Annotated in this window: 14 protein-coding genes, 1 tRNA gene and 1 pseudogene; 9 read left to right on the top strand and 7 right to left on the bottom strand. The window is 50.9% G+C overall.

Annotation, left to right across the window (positions count from 1 at the left end):
* Nucleotides 1–116: 116 nt before the first annotated feature.
* Nucleotides 117–2,027: a hypothetical protein gene (locus WMO20_RS11910; protein WP_349186989.1), complete on the bottom strand. Its 1,911-nt coding sequence runs from the start codon at nt 2,025–2,027 to the stop codon at nt 117–119.
* Nucleotides 2,028–2,033: 6 nt separating this feature from the next.
* Nucleotides 2,034–4,133, bottom strand: a complete 2,100-nt coding sequence (locus tag WMO20_RS11905; protein ID WP_349186988.1) for an efflux RND transporter permease subunit — start codon at nt 4,131–4,133, stop codon at nt 2,034–2,036.
* A gap of 265 nt (nt 4,134–4,398) precedes the next feature.
* Between WMO20_RS11905 and WMO20_RS11900 the strand changes: the two genes are divergently transcribed.
* The 4 genes from WMO20_RS11900 to darG all read left to right on the top strand — a co-directional run bounded on the left by WMO20_RS11900 (nt 4,399) and on the right by darG (nt 7,071).
* Nucleotides 4,399–5,001, top strand: coding sequence for a TetR/AcrR family transcriptional regulator (locus WMO20_RS11900; protein WP_015537362.1), 603 nt, complete (start codon nt 4,399–4,401; stop codon nt 4,999–5,001).
* A gap of 78 nt (nt 5,002–5,079) precedes the next feature.
* Nucleotides 5,080–5,155 (top strand) — tRNA-Val (locus WMO20_RS11895).
* A 263-nt stretch (nt 5,156–5,418) separates the two neighbouring features.
* Nucleotides 5,419–6,030: a DarT ssDNA thymidine ADP-ribosyltransferase family protein gene (locus WMO20_RS11890; RefSeq protein WP_349186987.1), complete on the top strand. Its 612-nt coding sequence runs from the start codon at nt 5,419–5,421 to the stop codon at nt 6,028–6,030.
* A gap of 21 nt (nt 6,031–6,051) precedes the next feature.
* Nucleotides 6,052–7,071: a type II toxin-antitoxin system antitoxin DNA ADP-ribosyl glycohydrolase DarG gene (gene darG, locus WMO20_RS11885; protein ID WP_349186986.1), complete on the top strand. Its 1,020-nt coding sequence runs from the start codon at nt 6,052–6,054 to the stop codon at nt 7,069–7,071.
* Here darG and WMO20_RS11880 read toward each other — a convergent pair.
* The 5 genes from WMO20_RS11880 to WMO20_RS11860 all read right to left on the bottom strand — a co-directional run bounded on the left by WMO20_RS11880 (nt 7,015) and on the right by WMO20_RS11860 (nt 9,622).
* On the bottom strand, nt 7,015–7,347 hold the full coding sequence (locus WMO20_RS11880; protein ID WP_349186985.1) for a transposase: 333 nt from the start codon (nt 7,345–7,347) through the stop codon (nt 7,015–7,017). The two genes, darG and WMO20_RS11880, sit on opposite strands and share 57 nt — an antisense overlap.
* A gap of 137 nt (nt 7,348–7,484) precedes the next feature.
* Nucleotides 7,485–8,369, bottom strand: a complete 885-nt coding sequence (locus WMO20_RS11875) for a ParB N-terminal domain-containing protein (RefSeq protein ID WP_349186984.1) — start codon at nt 8,367–8,369, stop codon at nt 7,485–7,487.
* Nucleotides 8,370–8,381: 12 nt separating this feature from the next.
* Entirely contained in the window at nt 8,382–8,669 is a 288-nt protein-coding gene (locus tag WMO20_RS11870; RefSeq protein ID WP_349186983.1) for a hypothetical protein, read from the bottom strand.
* A 43-nt stretch (nt 8,670–8,712) separates the two neighbouring features.
* On the bottom strand, nt 8,713–9,300 hold the full coding sequence (locus tag WMO20_RS11865; protein ID WP_349186982.1) for a DUF2812 domain-containing protein: 588 nt from the start codon (nt 9,298–9,300) through the stop codon (nt 8,713–8,715).
* Nucleotides 9,293–9,622 carry a PadR family transcriptional regulator gene (locus WMO20_RS11860; protein WP_349186981.1) on the bottom strand — a complete coding sequence of 110 codons (330 nt, stop codon included), beginning with the start codon at nt 9,620–9,622 and terminating at the stop codon, nt 9,293–9,295. Before WMO20_RS11860 ends, WMO20_RS11865 begins: the two co-directional genes overlap by 8 nt.
* Before the next feature lie 598 nt (nt 9,623–10,220).
* On the opposite strand from WMO20_RS11860, the gene WMO20_RS11855 reads away from it, so the two are divergent.
* The 5 genes and pseudogenes from WMO20_RS11855 to WMO20_RS11835 all read left to right on the top strand — a co-directional run.
* On the top strand, nt 10,221–10,901 hold the full coding sequence (locus WMO20_RS11855; protein ID WP_112146629.1) for a response regulator transcription factor: 681 nt from the start codon (nt 10,221–10,223) through the stop codon (nt 10,899–10,901).
* Between the two features lie 9 nt (nt 10,902–10,910).
* Nucleotides 10,911–11,948: a sensor histidine kinase gene (locus WMO20_RS11850; protein ID WP_349186980.1), complete on the top strand. Its 1,038-nt coding sequence runs from the start codon at nt 10,911–10,913 to the stop codon at nt 11,946–11,948.
* Between the two features lie 101 nt (nt 11,949–12,049).
* Nucleotides 12,050–12,733 carry an ABC transporter ATP-binding protein gene (locus WMO20_RS11845; protein ID WP_005942816.1) on the top strand — a complete coding sequence of 228 codons (684 nt, stop codon included), beginning with the start codon at nt 12,050–12,052 and terminating at the stop codon, nt 12,731–12,733.
* The gene (locus WMO20_RS11840; protein WP_349186979.1) at nt 12,730–15,084 is read left to right on the top strand and encodes an ABC transporter permease; all 2,355 of its coding nucleotides are present in this window, start codon (nt 12,730–12,732) and stop codon (nt 15,082–15,084) included. Before WMO20_RS11845 ends, WMO20_RS11840 begins: the two co-directional genes overlap by 4 nt.
* 195 nt (nt 15,085–15,279) lie before the next feature.
* A pseudogene (locus WMO20_RS11835) lies at nt 15,280–15,609 on the top strand (recombinase family protein); the annotation flags it as partial.
* Between the last annotated feature and the right edge of the window lie 73 nt (nt 15,610–15,682).

The following is a 15,682-nucleotide window of genomic DNA, read 5'->3' as shown; positions in this document are numbered from 1 at the left end:
ATTGTATGCCTTTCATCCTGAAATATTCCCGCAGAGACAAAGAGCGCCCCGCAGCCGAATGGCTGCGGGGCGCTCCTTGTGCATCTATATACGATTCTGGAAGGATGTTGGCATTATCAGAACTTGAACAGGTCCACGATGCGCTGCCACAGGCGGGTGAAGATGTTGCCCTCCTTCACCGTCTCGGTCTCAGCCACAACATTGTCGGCAGCGGCCACGGTCTCGGCGGTCTTGTAGACAAACTTCACACTGCTCTCGGCGTCCTCGGGTGCACCGGCAAAGCTGGTGTAGTTTTCCAGCCGGTCGGTCATCTCGTCCAGCACGGTCTTGAGGCCGTGCAGCTGATCCTGATCCAGTGCGCCGGTCAGCTTGGAGATGCCCTCCTCGTTGAACTGGTTCAGACCATCGTTCAGCTGGTGGGTGCCGTCATTCAGCTGGCTTGCGCCATCGCTCAGGGTGTTCACGCCATCGTACAGGGTCTTGGTACCGGCGGCCAGCTTTGCGCTGCCGTCCTTGGCAGAGTGGGCACCGTCTGCGGCGGTCTGCACACCGGCGGTGTACTGGCCCACGCTGGAAACGAAGAGCTGGATCTTGGAAAGGCTGTCCTTCAGGGCACGTACATCCGCGATATCCTGACTGTTCTCTACCTGATACTTCAGCTCTGCCTTGGCGGTGTCCTTAGCCTCCTGACTGGTCAGCAGCTGCACCAGGCCGCACAGCATGGAGGGATCGTAGTTCTGCATCAGGTGCAGAGCAGCCTCCAGATCATGGTTCGTCTTGGTAGCGGAAAGGTACAGCGCCAGATCCAGCTGGCTGTCCTTGAAGCTGGGAGCCTGTTCCCAGATGGTGCGCACCATCTTGCGGCGGCCGGCAGCCAGCGTCTTGTCGTTCATGGTCAGGATGTTGTCGATGACGGCGGCGTAGTTGTCCCAAGTCATGTCGGTGTCGATCAGACCGCCCTCTTTCAGGGTCTTGTTGGCAGAAGCCAGCACGCCGTCAGCCACCTGCTGTGCACCGCTGTTCAGGGCGCTGTTGTTGGCGCTCAGGGTGTCCAGACCGGTGGTCAGCTGCCCCAGACCCTCGTCCAGTGCGGCTGCACCATTGTTCAGGGTGTTGGCACCGTCCAGCAGTGCCAGCACGCCGCTGGCCAACTGGGTGGTACCATCTTCCAGCTGAGAAGCGCCGTCCAGCAGCTGGCTCATGGCATCGTTCAGCTGGTTGATGCCATCGGTCAGGTCGTTGATGCTGCTCAGGTCAAACACATTGTCGGTGCCCAGAGCCGCAGCGCTGGTGGCGCAGGCCATCATCACCTGCGGGCAGGTCAGCCCGGTGACATCTGCTTCCACCGTGATGGTGTCCTGCAGATAGTCCTCAATGGTGTCCAGTTCGTCCGGCAGCAGACCGGACAGGGAATCCTTCACGCCCGGCAGGGTGACAAAGGCAGCCACATTGCTCTTGGCGGCGCTTTCCACCAGACCGTGGGCAGCCACCACGTTGGTGGCATCCTGTCCGAAGATCACGCCCACAGCGGTGACCAGCGGGGTAACGATGGTGCGGTCAGTACCGTTCACGTTCACGGTGCCGGTCTCGTTGTTCTTCAGGGCAATAGTCATGGTCAGATGACCGCTCTTGCCGATCAGATCTTCCAGTGCGGCTTCCTGACCGTCCAGCGCGTAGGTAACGGTAGCCTGAATGGGCAGGGCGCGGTCGGTGTCACCTTTATAATACACATCGGTATCGTCGGTGTTCCACACCAGCTTTTCGCCGTCCTGTGTGAACTCGGCGCTGCTCTCGGTGTTCTGGATATTGGTCAGGGTGCTCTGGTCGGTCACATTGGACAGACCGGAGGCGCTGTAAACGTGCTCGCTGACGGTGGTGCTCTGGATGGAGCCATCGGCGTTCATCACAGCGTACACGGTCTCAGACTTGGTAAAGCTGCTGCCGCCTGCGGCAAAAGCCGGGGCTGCACAGCTGGCGGCAAGGGCAACTGCCAGCGCCGCACTGGCGAAACGAAGCGATTTTTTCATAACGCATTACTCCTTTTCAGACTTCTTGGCGTTGGCAGATTCAGGTACCATCCACTTCAGGGTGGTGTGGCGGATGAGCCAGTCACACAGCATCAGGGCGGCGGGCAGCACCACCAGAATGACCAGCATACTGATCAGCGCGCCGCGGGAGATCAGCAGGCAGATGCTCCGCAGCAGCTCCATCTTACTGATGGCTGCCACGCCGACCGTAGCGGCGAAGAAGGTCAGGCCGCTGGTCAGGATGGACTGGCTGCAGTGTTCCAGCGACTGCTGGGCAGCTTCCTTGGGGGTGCGGCCAAAGGCGCGCTCCTCGTGATAACGGGTGGTCATCAGGATGGAGTAGTCCACGGTAGCGCCCAGCTGGATGGTGCCGATGACGATGCTGGCGATAAAGGGCAGCTGCGTACCGGTAAAGTACGGGATGCCCATATTGATGGCGATAGCGGCTTCGATGCTGGCAACCAGCAGCACCGGGATGGAAATGCTCTTGAAGGAGATGGCGATGATGACCAGAACGGCCATGATCGACCAGACGTTGACGTTCTTGAAGTCCACGTCTGCCACCTCGATCAGGTCTTTGGTCATAGCGCCTTCACCGGTGATGACGCCCTCGGGGTCTACGTTTTTGATCAGGCCGATCATTTCGTCCAGCTGGCTGTTGATGGCGTCCGTGCCGGTCTTGTAGGAGCTGTTGGCAAGGATCAGCTTGTAGCCGCCGGACTGCAGGATCTCCATCACGCTGTCGGGCAGCAGCTCGGTGTCAAAGCCGGGGCCGGTAATGGAGTCCAGACTTACCACCTGCGTGATACCATCCACGTCCTTCAACTCGTCGCACAGGTCGGACACCTGCGTAGCGGTCAGATCGTCATGCACCAAAATGAAGTGGCTGGTGGTCATACCGAAGTCCTCGCCCAGCTTGTTGGTGCCCACAATGCCGGTCAGGTCCTGGGGCAGGGAATCGAACAGGGTGTAGTACACGCTGGTCTTGTTCTGCGCAATGGCAAAGGGGATGAGGATGAGGATAAAGACGACCACGATGGGCACGGAATGCTTGGAAACAAAGTAGCTCAGCTTGGTCAGCCGGGGGATAACGGTGCGGTGCTTGTATTTTTCCACCCACTTATCAAAGGTAAGGATCAGGGAGGGCAGAATGACCACGGTGCAAATGACGCCCAGTGCCACGCCCTTAGCCATGACAAGGCCGATATCGCGGCCCAGCGTCAGACGCATGGCGCACAGTGCAAGGAAGCCTGCAATGGTGGTCAGGCTGGAAGCGGAGATGGAGGTCATGGTCTTGCAGATAGCGCTGGTCATGGCCTCCTCATTGGTGGAGCGCAGCTCCTTTTCTTCCTGATAGCGGTGCAGTAGGAAGATAGAAAAGTCCATCGTAACGCCCAGCTGCAGCACAGTGGCAAGCGCCTCGGTGATGTAGCTGATCTGCCCCAAAAAGATGTTGGTGCCGAAGTTGTACGCGATGGGGAACAGCAGACCCAGCATGAACAGCAGCGGGGTGAGGGTGCTTTCCAGCGAGAGGAACAGCACCAGCAGGCTGGCACCCACGGCGATCAGGATGTACAGGGGCATTTCCTGATTGACCAGCGCCTTGGTGTCCTGCAGAATGACGCTCATACCGCCGAAGAAGCAGTCCTTACGCAGCAGCTTTTCGATCTGCTTGACGGCTTCCATGGTCTCGTCGCTGGCGCTGGGGGCGTCAAAGCGGACGATCAGCATGGTGGAATCGTTTTTGCCGAACATGAACTGCTGTACATCGGCAGGCAGCATGGCGGTGGGGATGCTGGGGTCGATCACATCGCTGAGCCAGAAGGTCTGGGTGACGCCGGGCACGGCTTCGATCTCCTTTTTCATAGCGATGAGTTCATTGGTTGGCAGGCCCTCTACCGTGATCATACCGGTGGAGGCCAGATGGAAATCGTCCTCAAGGGCTACCTCGCCGATCATGGAGTCCAGATCCTGCGGCAGGTAGGTGAGGATGTCATAATTGATGCGGGTGGCAATGGCGCCGATCGCGGAAGGGATCAACAGCAGCACGGCCACTGTTAAGATCAGCTTGCGCAGACGCACGATGCCTTGTGCGATCTTTTTCATGAGAACCCTCCAGAATAGAAAGTTGATTGGGAAAGCCCGCGAAACTGACCGCCGGTCATCTTCCGGGCAAACACTATTATATCCACCCCGGGCAGAGTGTCAAGCAGAAAAAGTGACTGAAAGTCAGTTTTTTTATCACCTGCAAAAAATTGTATAAGAAATCAGGCTTGCACAAACGGCAAAGGACTGCTAAACTAAGTAGCACAGGCCGGACGCAGCACATACCTGCGTCTAAATTCAGAGAAAAGAGGAATCTACCCAGAGCATGAGCACCGTGGAAGGTAAGAAACAGGAAAAGCGCCGCGCCCTGCTGGATGCAGCCTACGAGCTGTTTCTGGAGCGGGGCACCGCCAAGACCAGCGTGGAGGATATCACCAGCCGGGCAAAGGTGGGCAAAGGCACGTTTTATCTGTATTTTCAGGATAAGGGCGCGGTGATGCAGGCGCTGCTGGGCAGGGTGAGCTACCAGCTGCTGAGCGATGCCTGCCTTGCAGTCGAGCAGCACCCCGAGCTGCCCGACTTTACCGCGCAGGTAGTGTTCGTCATCGACCATATCATCGAGGCGCTGCGGCAGGATGTGCTGGTGTTGCGGTTTCTGGAGCGCAACTTCGTCTGGCCCGGGCTGGACCAGATCGAAGCCAGCAGGGAAGCCGAGCCCCTGATGCGCAAGCTGCTGGCCATCGTGCTTTCCAGCCCGGAGATGGCCGGCCGCACCGAGCGGGAGGTCTATCAGCGCATCACCGCCCTTGGCAGTATGTGTATGTCGGTGTGCTATTCCAGCATTCTGGAGGGCAAGCCGGACAACATCGACGCCATGAAGCCGGTACTGTACGACATCATCCGCCGGGCGCTCTCGCCGGAAAAGTAAAAAAGAACACATAAAAAAGCACAAAAGGTCTTGCTTTTTGCAAAAAGCTGTGGTAAACTATCCAAGTCGATATGACATGGACGGTTAGCTCAGCTGGTAGAGCATCTGCTTGACGTGCAGGAGGTCACAGGTTCGAGTCCTGTACCGTCCACCATACAGTTCGTACTCGAACCCGATTCTTTACGAAAAAGGGTTCGGGTACGTTTTTTATTTATCGGAGGTTCTGCGGAAGGACTACTCGGAACGGTAAACGAGCAAAGGCAGGGTATCACTATGACGGTGGTATCCTGCCTTTTGCTTGTTTGGGAATTTCGCCTTGTTAGAAAATTTCTGGTCTATGTTGAAAAGCCTTTCTTTTTATGATATAATCAATATGGGTAAATATATCGTGATTTGATGATGTGCGGAGGTGAAATCATGGCTACTGCGCCAAGCATGGGAAAACTAATCTATCATATAACATCTATAGATAATCTTCCTTCGATTTTAAAGTTTGGTCTGCTCTCTCGAAAATGCATATTACAAAACCACGACATACACTTTACTGATATTGCCGATCCAGAAATCTTAAGTAAACGTGAGCGATATAAGGAAGCTCTTTCACAATATGTCTTATTTCATTTTTTTGCAAAAAATCCATTTGATGGTGCAGTGTGCGAAAAGTATGGATCAGAAAATATGGCAATCATCGCTGTTTGGAGAAGTATTTGTGAACATAATAATTATCAAATAATTCCATCACATCCATTGGATAGTGATGCTCCAGATCTTTATTCTTATGGAGAAGGTTTCAAGAAGGTTCGATGGAATATATTAGACGATAGAGAGCATCGCGATTATAAAAATGCAGAGATCCGGAAAGCATGTATGGCAGAATGTGTTGTGAAGGGATGTGTTCCGGTATCAGATTTTGCATATATTTATCTTTATAGTGAAAGGGCAAAAGAAAAGATTTTAAAAATGGAAAATGCCGTAGCTATTAAGGATAGGATACAGGTTATGCCTAGTATGTTTCCCATAAGTCGATAATTAAATTGGGAGGTGATTCAAGTGTTTTTCTATACAACAGGAGATTTGCTCCAGTCCGATGCGGAAGCTCTTGTCAACACAGTAAACTGTGAAGGTTATATGGGAAAGGGAATCGCCTATCAATTTAAACTTAAATTTCCAAACAACAACAAAGACTATGTTAAGGCGTGTAAAAATGGTACACTACGTCCCGGAAAACTTCATATTTATAAGGAAAGTGAAAAAATCATCATTAATTTCCCGACCAAAGATAAATGGCGTGAAAAATCACGAATGGAATATATTGAGGACGGGTTGGATGCGCTTGTTTTACTAATAAAAGAACTCAACATAAAGAGTATAGCTATTCCACCGTTGGGAAGTGGTAATGGTGGTCTTATTTGGAATGACGTTAAGCAAGTTTTGGCAAAAAAACTAGAGGACATAGCCAAACAGGTAGCGATTTATATTTATGAGCCTTCTCGAAACTTTGCCACAACGCCAACGCAGGAGCCAAAACTGAGCACATCAGCACTCGTGTTAATGGAATTAAAGGGGCATTTAAAAAAGTTTAACAGTCTTCGTTTGCAAAAAGCGGCGTATTTCATGGATTTGTTTTCCTCAAAAAAATATTTTCGTTTTGTTCCTCATAAATACGGTCCTTATGATCATTCCATTGATATAGTTAGTAAGGGAATTCGTGAATTTCAGCAGTTTCATGGAACATCTTCTACAAAAGAAGCTGAGAAAATTCTATTTAATAAACTTACGAGTGAGTCGGTAAATAATACTTTACAAGCATTGCTCCCTTGGATCATAAAGTCTTGTGATTTTGTAAACTCTATTGAAACTGATCATGAACTAGAATGTTTGGCAACAATTTGTTTTCTAATTGAAAATTCAGGAGGCTTAACAGCAGAAGGAATTGTTTCCGGATTTAAGAATTGGTCTGAGGAAAAGGCAAAGAGGTTTACTGAACAAGAAATTATCGAGGGAATCCAAAAGTTATATATGCTTGGAGTTATAGAAAAAAATCTTGTAGGTTATAACCTTGCTGCATAAAACAAAAACAGGGTGCGCCCACCCGGACGCACCCTGCCAAAGACCACAGACAATAGCGATATGTATACCAGGGAGTTCCCCAGCGGGAACTTCCTGGATTTCTTTTTTGTTTGCGTGATGAGCCTGCTCCGCCTGCCACGCGGCAAACTCCCTCTGGCCTTCCTCGCTGTTCCAGCAGGCAAGGATGGCCGGGTAGAATGCCCGCGCCAGACGGTCAATGACTTCATCGGGATAAGAGGAAGTATTTGTGGACTTTTTCTTTTTGTTCAAACGCACGCTCCTTTGATCGTCCCACCGCAGCAAAGTCGGGCGAGAAAATCAAAGTTCTAGTTTCTATCAGGCGCAAGGGCGCGGATGCTTTCCGCCCTGCACTTGCGGTTGGTGGCTCGTTGATGGCTTACAAGTGCCTATCGTTATGCGATTTCTTTATCGTTCAGCATTTCTTCAAACTGTGCCATATACGCCTTGTGCTGCTTGAGGATTTTTAGCGTTTCAGTTTTGGCGTAGGAATCGTCCGGCAGCTTAGGCAAGTATCTCATCAAAAAATCAAAGTCCTGCTGAATCCGCCGGACAGCGACTTCCAGCGCGGAGTAGTTGATTCCAGAGTAGTGTGAGTAGCTCGACTGCGGAGCGGGGCGGCCCTCCGGATGCAGAATCTCGTGCACGATCTGCTTGTGGTTCGGAAAATCAGCTTTGGCAAGGCGGTGCATATCGGCATCACGGACTTTGAACTGCCCGGACAGGATTTTTTCCTGTATACCGGGCACCATCTGTTCCATGATCTCTACGCCGTGCATGAACTTTTCAGAACGGGCAACGTAGGATTCGCTGACATTGTTCCGCTCTGCAATCTGCTTGCGGATGCTCGCTTCCGCAGAGGTGGGAGGAATTGTGTCAATTTGACACAATTCCTCCGGGGCGGTTTTCTTGGCAGCAGCCGTGTGCTGGTTGTTGCCGTTTCCACCGGGCTTTCGATGCTCCATACTGTACTGTTTTCCAATGAGGAACTTCTTCTGCTCCGGTGTGAGGTTGCGCCGTCCCAGCTGATTTTTGCAAATCCAAGCGAGAACTTCTTCCCGGCTTTCAAACGGGAGCGGCATGGTGGAGAAATAAATCTCTGGATGCTTTTGGAGGATTGCATAACGATTGTGTCCGTCAACAAGTGTGTTGTTCCACACGATCAAAGGAGAAATCAGCTTGCCTTCTTTCAAGATGTTTTCTTCAAGCTGCTTAAATTCATCATCAGTCAACGGCGGAATCTGGGACTGGAACTCCGGATCGATTTTCAGGTTGATCATACGCACACTCCTTTATCTCTCCTGCTGCGTCTGTTCTTCCTCCCGGAAAAAGGACGCAACATTCTGCTTTGCGGTTTTCAGTTTGAGCAGTTCCTCTTTAGCTTCCTTGTACTGCTCGTAGAACTTTGCCTTTTCGGATGCCAGCTGCGCGTACTCGGCTTCCAGCTTTTTCGGGCTGGGCAGCTTGGTGATGTTGTTTGCCTTAAAATAGGCTGCTGCTGTCCGGTACGCTGTCAGCTCTGCACGATGCTGCTCCTCAAAGACTGCAGAGCAATCTTTTTGTATTCCTATAAATAACAATCAAGAGGGCGACAGCTTTTGTTGTCACCCTCTTGATTGTTATTTATTTTTCCCACGTTTTGGCTTTTTGTCGGACATTTATAATTTGGAGCTGGTACAGAATGCTGGGAATTGCTGAAACCAATGAAAAAATACCCAAGGCAATAGAATGCTTAATAATGGCAAACAGTGCAAATAGAAGCAGCAGGAATAGCCATGGGTTACGCAAAGTGCGGTAGTATTTTTCTTTATCGGCATAAGAGGTATGAAGTTCAAAAGGCTTTCCGTCGTTTGCTTTTTCTACAATCAATAGTTCTCGGTTAAAAGTTGTTGCGTTTGTTGCAATATAACCGCCCATTTCCGCCCATGGACGCAATCGAACTTTTCCGACAGAATAGTTTAGATTGATATTCTTGAAAAACACCTTGTAACCCATATCCTCCAAAAAGTTAGCATAGTCTGTTGCGTTATCTTTTGATTTTTCTCCGATAAACTCTACACAATAGGTCACTTCGTCGGGATTACATTTTTCGAATTCATAGAGCATTCTTCCTGTCCGGACAAGTCGATAGCCTTTTTGAGACATTTGATTTAACCAGTTTGCCTGTGCATTTAGCAATCCACCAAAGAAGCGATAGCATTTTTTACTCATACTGTACCTCTCCAATAATTTCACTTGCGACGCATACAAGTTCGTTTAGTCTTGCAAGCTCTTTTTCTGCAATTTCTTTTCCCTGTGATGTAATGTGGTATTCTTTTTTTCTTCCCTCACTATCTCCATAAGGTTCAATCCACTTCTTGTCCTGCAAAGAGTTTAATGCTCCATATAAAGTGCCTGCGCCTAGGGAAAGCCGTCCGCCTGTTTTTTCTTCAATAAATTGCATGACGGCGTATCCGTGTTTTGGCGTATAAAGAGAGAGCAAAATATAAAAGGTGACTTCTGTAAGCGCACCACCTTTTGTATTATCTCGCATGGTTTGACCTCCTTATTACGGTTACCGTAATAAATATATCACTAACCGTAATATTCGTCAAGCAGATTCAGAAAAATTATTTGAGGGATGTGTAAAAGAAGAACGGTCTACTCTATTCTTGTTTTGTTGTTCGGCGTGTCGTGGTGCTGGGAATTGCTAGGGGTCGGTTGAACATTCGTTTTGGTCATTGTACCTCCTGTCTGTTCGATAACTCCTCGGTGAAGTTATGTAAGCACGACACGCCGTTGCTGTTCGCACCGTCAGGTGCGAACCATGAGCAGGGTTTTGGGCTGGACCGCGTTTGCGTAGCAATGAAAGCCCCAGTGGGGCTTTTAAGCGGCAGAGCGGTCTTGCGCAGCAAGATGGAGGGGCTTTGCCCCGACAAGCTCGGTGGGATTTGCGATAGAGGGTATCACGGATCGCAGGGCACGTCAAGATGGTTTTGCAAATTTTATTGCAGTAAAGCAGTGATAGTAGGACTTATATTTAACACCCGGCAAGAAACAATTTCCGTTTCGCACATTGTAATGTTCGCAGAAAAAACTTATAATGCTTTTGAACCTGTAGGACACACAAAACGCGGAAAAGAGAGGGAATCATGAGAAAACTGTTCCTTTTGGAAGATGATCTGAGCCTGATCAGTGGGCTGACCTTTGCATTCAAGAAACAGGGCTTTGCACTGGATACAGCCCGGACGCTGGCAGAAGCCGAGGTGCTGTGGTCAGACAGAAAATATGACCTGCTGGTGCTGGATGTTTCCCTGCCGGATGGCTCTGGCTTCGATTTTTGCCAGAAGGTGCGGCGCACATCCAACGTGCCGATTCTGTTCCTGACTGCTTCGGATGAGGAAATGAATATCATCATGGGACTGGAACTGGGCGGGGATGATTACCTGACCAAGCCGTTTAAGCTGGGTGTCCTGTTGTCGCGGGTCAATGCACTGCTTCGCCGTGCAAATGCGTCCAGCGCAGGAGAACCCGTACTGGAATCGGGTAGCATCACCGTCCGGCTGTTGCAGGGGCAGGCATACAAAAACGGAGTATTGCTGGAACTGACCGGCGCAGAGTACAAACTGCTCTGCTTCTTTATGCAGCATCCGAATGCCGTGCTATCCAAGGAACAAATTCTGGATGCACTGTGGGACTGCGATGGGGATTACATTGACAGCAGTGCCTTAACAGTGTACATCCGGCGGCTGCGGATGAAGATTGAGGACGACCCCGGCAAACCGCAGATGTTGCTGACTGTCCGCGGCATGGGCTATAAATGGAATGGGTAAAGGTGCCGTATGAAAGTATTCGCAAACCGGGAGACCCGAAATTTGTTCCAAGCCGTGCTGGCGGTCTGGGCGGTGGCATTGGCTCTCACGCAGGGCATCGTATGGCATACGACGCACGCATTCTCTTTCGCATTACTGTTGGTTTTTCTGCTTCTGGGCGGCTGTCTCTGGGGCGTGCTTTTTCGCTATTTCCAAAGGCAGAGCGCGCTTCTGGAACAGGCAGTCCAGCAAATCCAAAGCTGTCTGGATGGCAACCCGGATGCACGACTGGACTGCGACCGGGAGGGAGAATTTTACCGTCTGTTTCACTCCGTTAATGCATTGGCGGCAGTTCTGAGCGCACACGCAGACAACGAGCAACGGGAGAAGCGTTTTTTGAAAAATACCATTGCAGATATTTCGCACCAGCTCAAAACACCGCTGGCGGCGTTGAATATCTACAACGGTCTGCTTCAGGACGAAGTTGTTTCGCCGTCGGAGGTCAAAGAGTTTGCAGACCTGTCCGAACAGGAGTTGGACCGCATCGAAACGCTGGTGCAGAATCTGCTCAAAATCACCCGGCTGGATGCCGGTTCGGTCGTCTTGGAGAAGAAAAACGAAAATGTTGCTGAAATGGTGCAGGACATCGCGCGGCAGTATCACTATCGTGCCAAGCAGGAACAGAAAAAGCTCGTTCTGTCCGGCTCAGAGGCGGTTACACTTTGGTGCGACCGTGACTGGATGCAGGAAGCTGTGGACAATCTTGTAAAGAATGCCCTTGACCACACAAAGAGCGGAGATACGATTCAGGTAGAGTGGAATGCACTGCCGTCCATGGTTCAGATCAAAGTGCGCGACAACGGCAGCGGCATCCACCCGGAAGATTTGTACCATATCTTCAAACGGTTTTATCGCAGCCGCTTTTCACAGGATACACAGGGCATCGGGCTGGGTCTGCCGCTGGCAAAAGCCGTTGTGGAAGCCCATCACGGCACCATTGAAGTAGACAGCGAGCTGGGAAAGGGCACGACCTTTACGCTGAATTTTCCGATTCCTACAAAATTGTAGGCTGCGTGTAGGCTTGCAGTAAGGTTGACGTGTTATCCTTTTCTGCACAGACAGAGATCATCCGTCTGAATCGAAGGAACCTGCAAAGTGAGGGATACACTATGGAACTATTAGAAGTCAACCATCTCTGCAAGACCTACGGCAGCGGAGAAACCGCTGTCCATGCGCTGAAAGATGTTAGCTTTTCAGTGCCAAAAGGCGAATATGTGGCGGTCGTTGGCGAATCCGGCTCCGGCAAAAGCACCCTGCTCAACCTGATTGGCGGACTGGATACGCCGACTTCCGGCAAGGTGCTGATTGATGGCAAGGATGTTTTTGCCATGAAAGACCGGGAGCTGACGATCTTCCGCCGCCGCAATATCGGTTTTATCTTTCAGGCATTCAACCTCATCCCGGAACTGACCGTAGAACAGAATATCCTGTTCCCGGTGCTGCTGGACTACCAAAAGCCGGACAGGGCATATCTGGAAGAACTGCTGACCGTGCTGAATCTGAAAGACCGTCGGAAGCATCTGCCAAGTCAGCTTTCCGGTGGGCAGCAGCAACGGGTAGCCATTGGCCGCGCCCTGATGACCCGCCCTTCCCTGATTTTGGCGGATGAGCCGACCGGCAATCTGGACACCCAGAACACCAGCGAGGTCATTGCCCTGCTAAAAGAAACATCCCGGAAATACGAGCAGACCATTCTGATGATCACCCACAACCGCAGCATTGCGCAGACGGCAGACCGGGTGTTGCAGGTATCGGACGGCTGCCTGACCGATTTTGGGAGGTGCCGGGAATGAGTAGCACAGAAATGAAAAGCTATCTGAGCCTGATCCCGATTTCTGCCAAGGTGCGCAGACGGCAGAACCGCATGACGATTTTGTGCATCGTCCTTGCGGTGTTTCTGGTCACGGCGGTGTTCAGTATGGCAGATATGGCGATTCGGATGGAAACCTCAAACCAGCTGAACAAAAACGGAAACTGGCATATCATGGTAAAGGACATCTCCCCTGAAACAGCCGCAGAGCTTGCCGCACAGGAGGATGTTGCTGCATTTTCGGCGTATAGCGACATCAACGCTTCCCTTAAGGAAAACTACTTTGCCGGAGATAAACGTGCCGCACTGGTAGGAGCAGATGATGCGATCCTTCAAATCTTTCCGGGAATGCAGTGTAGCACTGCCCCGGCGGATGGCGAAGTGCTCGTGACAGCAAACATTCGGGATTGGCTGGATGTTACGGTCGGTACAGCGATTCCGCTGACGCTCCCGGATGGACAGACCATTTCGCTTACTGTCGCAGGTTTCAATGAGGATACCTCCGATGCGAACCAGTATGATGCTGTTGTGCTGGTGATGAACCGCAGTACATTTTCTCAGATTGCCGCACAGGTAGAAGAATCCTTTGAAACACAGTATTTCATCCAGTTCAAGCCAGGTACCAATTTGCGACAGTCCATTGTGAACATCGAAAACAAGTACGGAATTTCAGAAGAAAAAATCTCCGAAAATACTTACCTGATGGCGTTGAACGCAAGCAGCAACAACGATTATATTGTAGGCTTATATGCGGTAGCGGCTGTGTTGGCTGGCATGGTCGTCCTTGCCGGAATTTTTATGATCACAGGCAGCATCAACAGCAATGTAGCGCAGCGTACCAGCTATTATGGAATGCTGCGTTGTCTTGGGGCAGGAAAAAATCAGGTTCGGATGCTTGTCCGGCTGGAAGCCCTTTTCTGGTGTAAAACTGCTGTTCCAGCAGGATGTGTGCTGGGAATCGTTTCCACATGGGGATTGTGTTCCTTTCTGCGTAGATTTATCGGCGAGGAGTTCAGTTCTTTACCAGTGCTTGGCATCAGCCCGGTCGGTATTATCTGTGGTTCCGCGCTGGGACTTATCACGGTTTGGTTCGCGGCATCTTCTCCGGCACGGCGGGCGGCAAAAGCTTCTCCGATCACAGCAGCAACTGGGAATGCGGTAGAAAATGCAGCGGATTCTTCGTGTCATGCTCGGTTGTTTGGAAGTCGTGCAGAGCTTTCTTTGGGCGTGAGCCATGCAACCTCGTCCAAAAAGAACTTGCTTCTGATGACAGGTTCCTTTGCGTTAAGCATTCTCCTGTTTTTGAGCTTTTCGGTTTTGCTTCGATGGGTTGGATTTGCGCTGAATCCGTTGCAGCCCTACACACCGGACTTATCGGTGGCTGAAACATCCGGGCAAAATGTCCTTGACCCGGTGCTGGTGGAGCAGCTGGAAGCTCTGCCGGAAGTCAAACACGCATTCGGGCGGATGTATTGCCCGCTCCCGGCGGAATATCAGGGAAAACAGGGGTCCATCGACCTGATTTCATACGATACTATACAGTTTGGCTGGGCGAAAAAAGACCTGATTGGCGGAACCCTTCCGCAGGAGCCGGAGGATGGCACATACCCTGTGCTGACGGTATTCGACAAAAGCAACTCCCTGACCGTGGGTGATACCATTCAGATGGAGGATGCAAAGCTCACAGTCGTGGGTGTATTGAACGACAGCCCGTTCAGTAGTACCGATTCCCCGATTGTTATCTGCACCGAAGAAACCTTCCATCAGCTGACCGGGCAAAACCGCTATGCGGTGATCGATATTCAACTAAAAGATACCACAGCAGACGCAGCTATTGCACAAATACACACCCTGCTGAGCGACACGTTAAACAAGCAGGTTGTTTTTTCCAACCGAATCGAAGGAAATCGGATGATACAAAGCACCTACTGGGCGTTCCATCTGGTGGTCTATGCGTTTCTCATCGTGATTGCAGGAATCACCATTCTGAACATCGTCAACAGCATTTCCATGAGCGTGTCGGCACGAATGAAGCAGTATGGCATCCTGCGTGCCATCGGGATGGATGATGCACAGCTGAAACGCATGATCTCTGCCGAAGCTGGCACCTATGCGGTGTCCGGTCTTGTGGTGGGCATTGCGCTGGGTCTTGTGCTGAATCGGAAGCTGTATATCCTGCTCATCACCCATTATTTCGGTGCAGCGTGGCAGGTGCCGTGGGGCTGTCTTGCCGTGATTGTCGTAGTCGTGCTGGCGGCTGTGGTGCTGGCAGTATATAACCCGGTCAGGCGAATCCTCATGCAGCCCATTACTGCAACCATCAGTGAATTATAAACCAGAACAACAGATGTCCACCAGCTTATGGCAAAAACCATAGGTCGGTGGGTATCTGATTTACGAAAAGAATTAAATGCTGTTCGCTGATTTTCCCATTGCAAACCGTTGTAAAACATGGTATATATATTATACGAAACTACATTTTGAAAGAACCGTTCGCCGTTTAATGATGTGTAAAGTGAGGTGCCTGCCATGACCGCTGTGATCTATGCCCGCTATTCTTCTGACAGCCAGCGTGAAGAATCTATCGAAGGCCAGATTCGCGAGTGTACGGCCTATGCGGAAAAGAATGGCATCACCATCGTCAAGCACTATATTGACCGTGCCATCTCTGCCAAGACGGACAATCGCCCGGAGTTCCAGCAGATGATAAAAGACAGCGACAAGAAGCTGTTTGACATTGTTCTGGTCTGGAAGCTCGACCGCTTTGCCCGAAATCGCTACGATGCCGTGAACTACAAGCACCAGTTGGAAAAGAACGGTGTCCATCTGGTGTCTGCCATGGAACCCATTTCTGCAGGATAGTTCTCGGAGGTGACTTTTCTGACTTTGTTACTCGATGGCATCCAATGGGCCGATAAAGCGGTAGAAAATC

Source organism: Faecalibacterium intestinale (genome assembly GCF_040096575.1).
GTDB classification, from domain to species: Bacteria; Bacillota; Clostridia; order Oscillospirales; family Ruminococcaceae; genus Faecalibacterium; species Faecalibacterium intestinale.
This window is presented reverse-complemented; position numbering and strand designations above follow the sequence as displayed.

What these genes read in the sequence shown, in the direction of transcription:
- WMO20_RS11910 (WP_349186989.1), bottom strand. Translation starts at nt 2,027, where the DNA reads ATGAAAAAATCGCTTCGTTTCGCCAGTGCGGCGCTGGCAGTTGCCCTT.
- WMO20_RS11905 (WP_349186988.1), bottom strand. Translation starts at nt 4,133, where the DNA reads ATGAAAAAGATCGCACAAGGCATCGTGCGTCTGCGCAAGCTGATCTTA.
- WMO20_RS11900 (WP_015537362.1), top strand. Translation starts at nt 4,399, where the DNA reads ATGAGCACCGTGGAAGGTAAGAAACAGGAAAAGCGCCGCGCCCTGCTG.
- WMO20_RS11890 (WP_349186987.1), top strand. Translation starts at nt 5,419, where the DNA reads ATGGCTACTGCGCCAAGCATGGGAAAACTAATCTATCATATAACATCT.
- WMO20_RS11875 (WP_349186984.1), bottom strand. Translation starts at nt 8,369, where the DNA reads ATGATCAACCTGAAAATCGATCCGGAGTTCCAGTCCCAGATTCCGCCG.
- WMO20_RS11865 (WP_349186982.1), bottom strand. Translation starts at nt 9,300, where the DNA reads ATGAGTAAAAAATGCTATCGCTTCTTTGGTGGATTGCTAAATGCACAG.
- WMO20_RS11860 (WP_349186981.1), bottom strand. Translation starts at nt 9,622, where the DNA reads ATGCGAGATAATACAAAAGGTGGTGCGCTTACAGAAGTCACCTTTTAT.
- WMO20_RS11855 (WP_112146629.1), top strand. Translation starts at nt 10,221, where the DNA reads ATGAGAAAACTGTTCCTTTTGGAAGATGATCTGAGCCTGATCAGTGGG.
- WMO20_RS11850 (WP_349186980.1), top strand. Translation starts at nt 10,911, where the DNA reads ATGAAAGTATTCGCAAACCGGGAGACCCGAAATTTGTTCCAAGCCGTG.
- WMO20_RS11845 (WP_005942816.1), top strand. Translation starts at nt 12,050, where the DNA reads ATGGAACTATTAGAAGTCAACCATCTCTGCAAGACCTACGGCAGCGGA.
- WMO20_RS11840 (WP_349186979.1), top strand. Translation starts at nt 12,730, where the DNA reads ATGAGTAGCACAGAAATGAAAAGCTATCTGAGCCTGATCCCGATTTCT.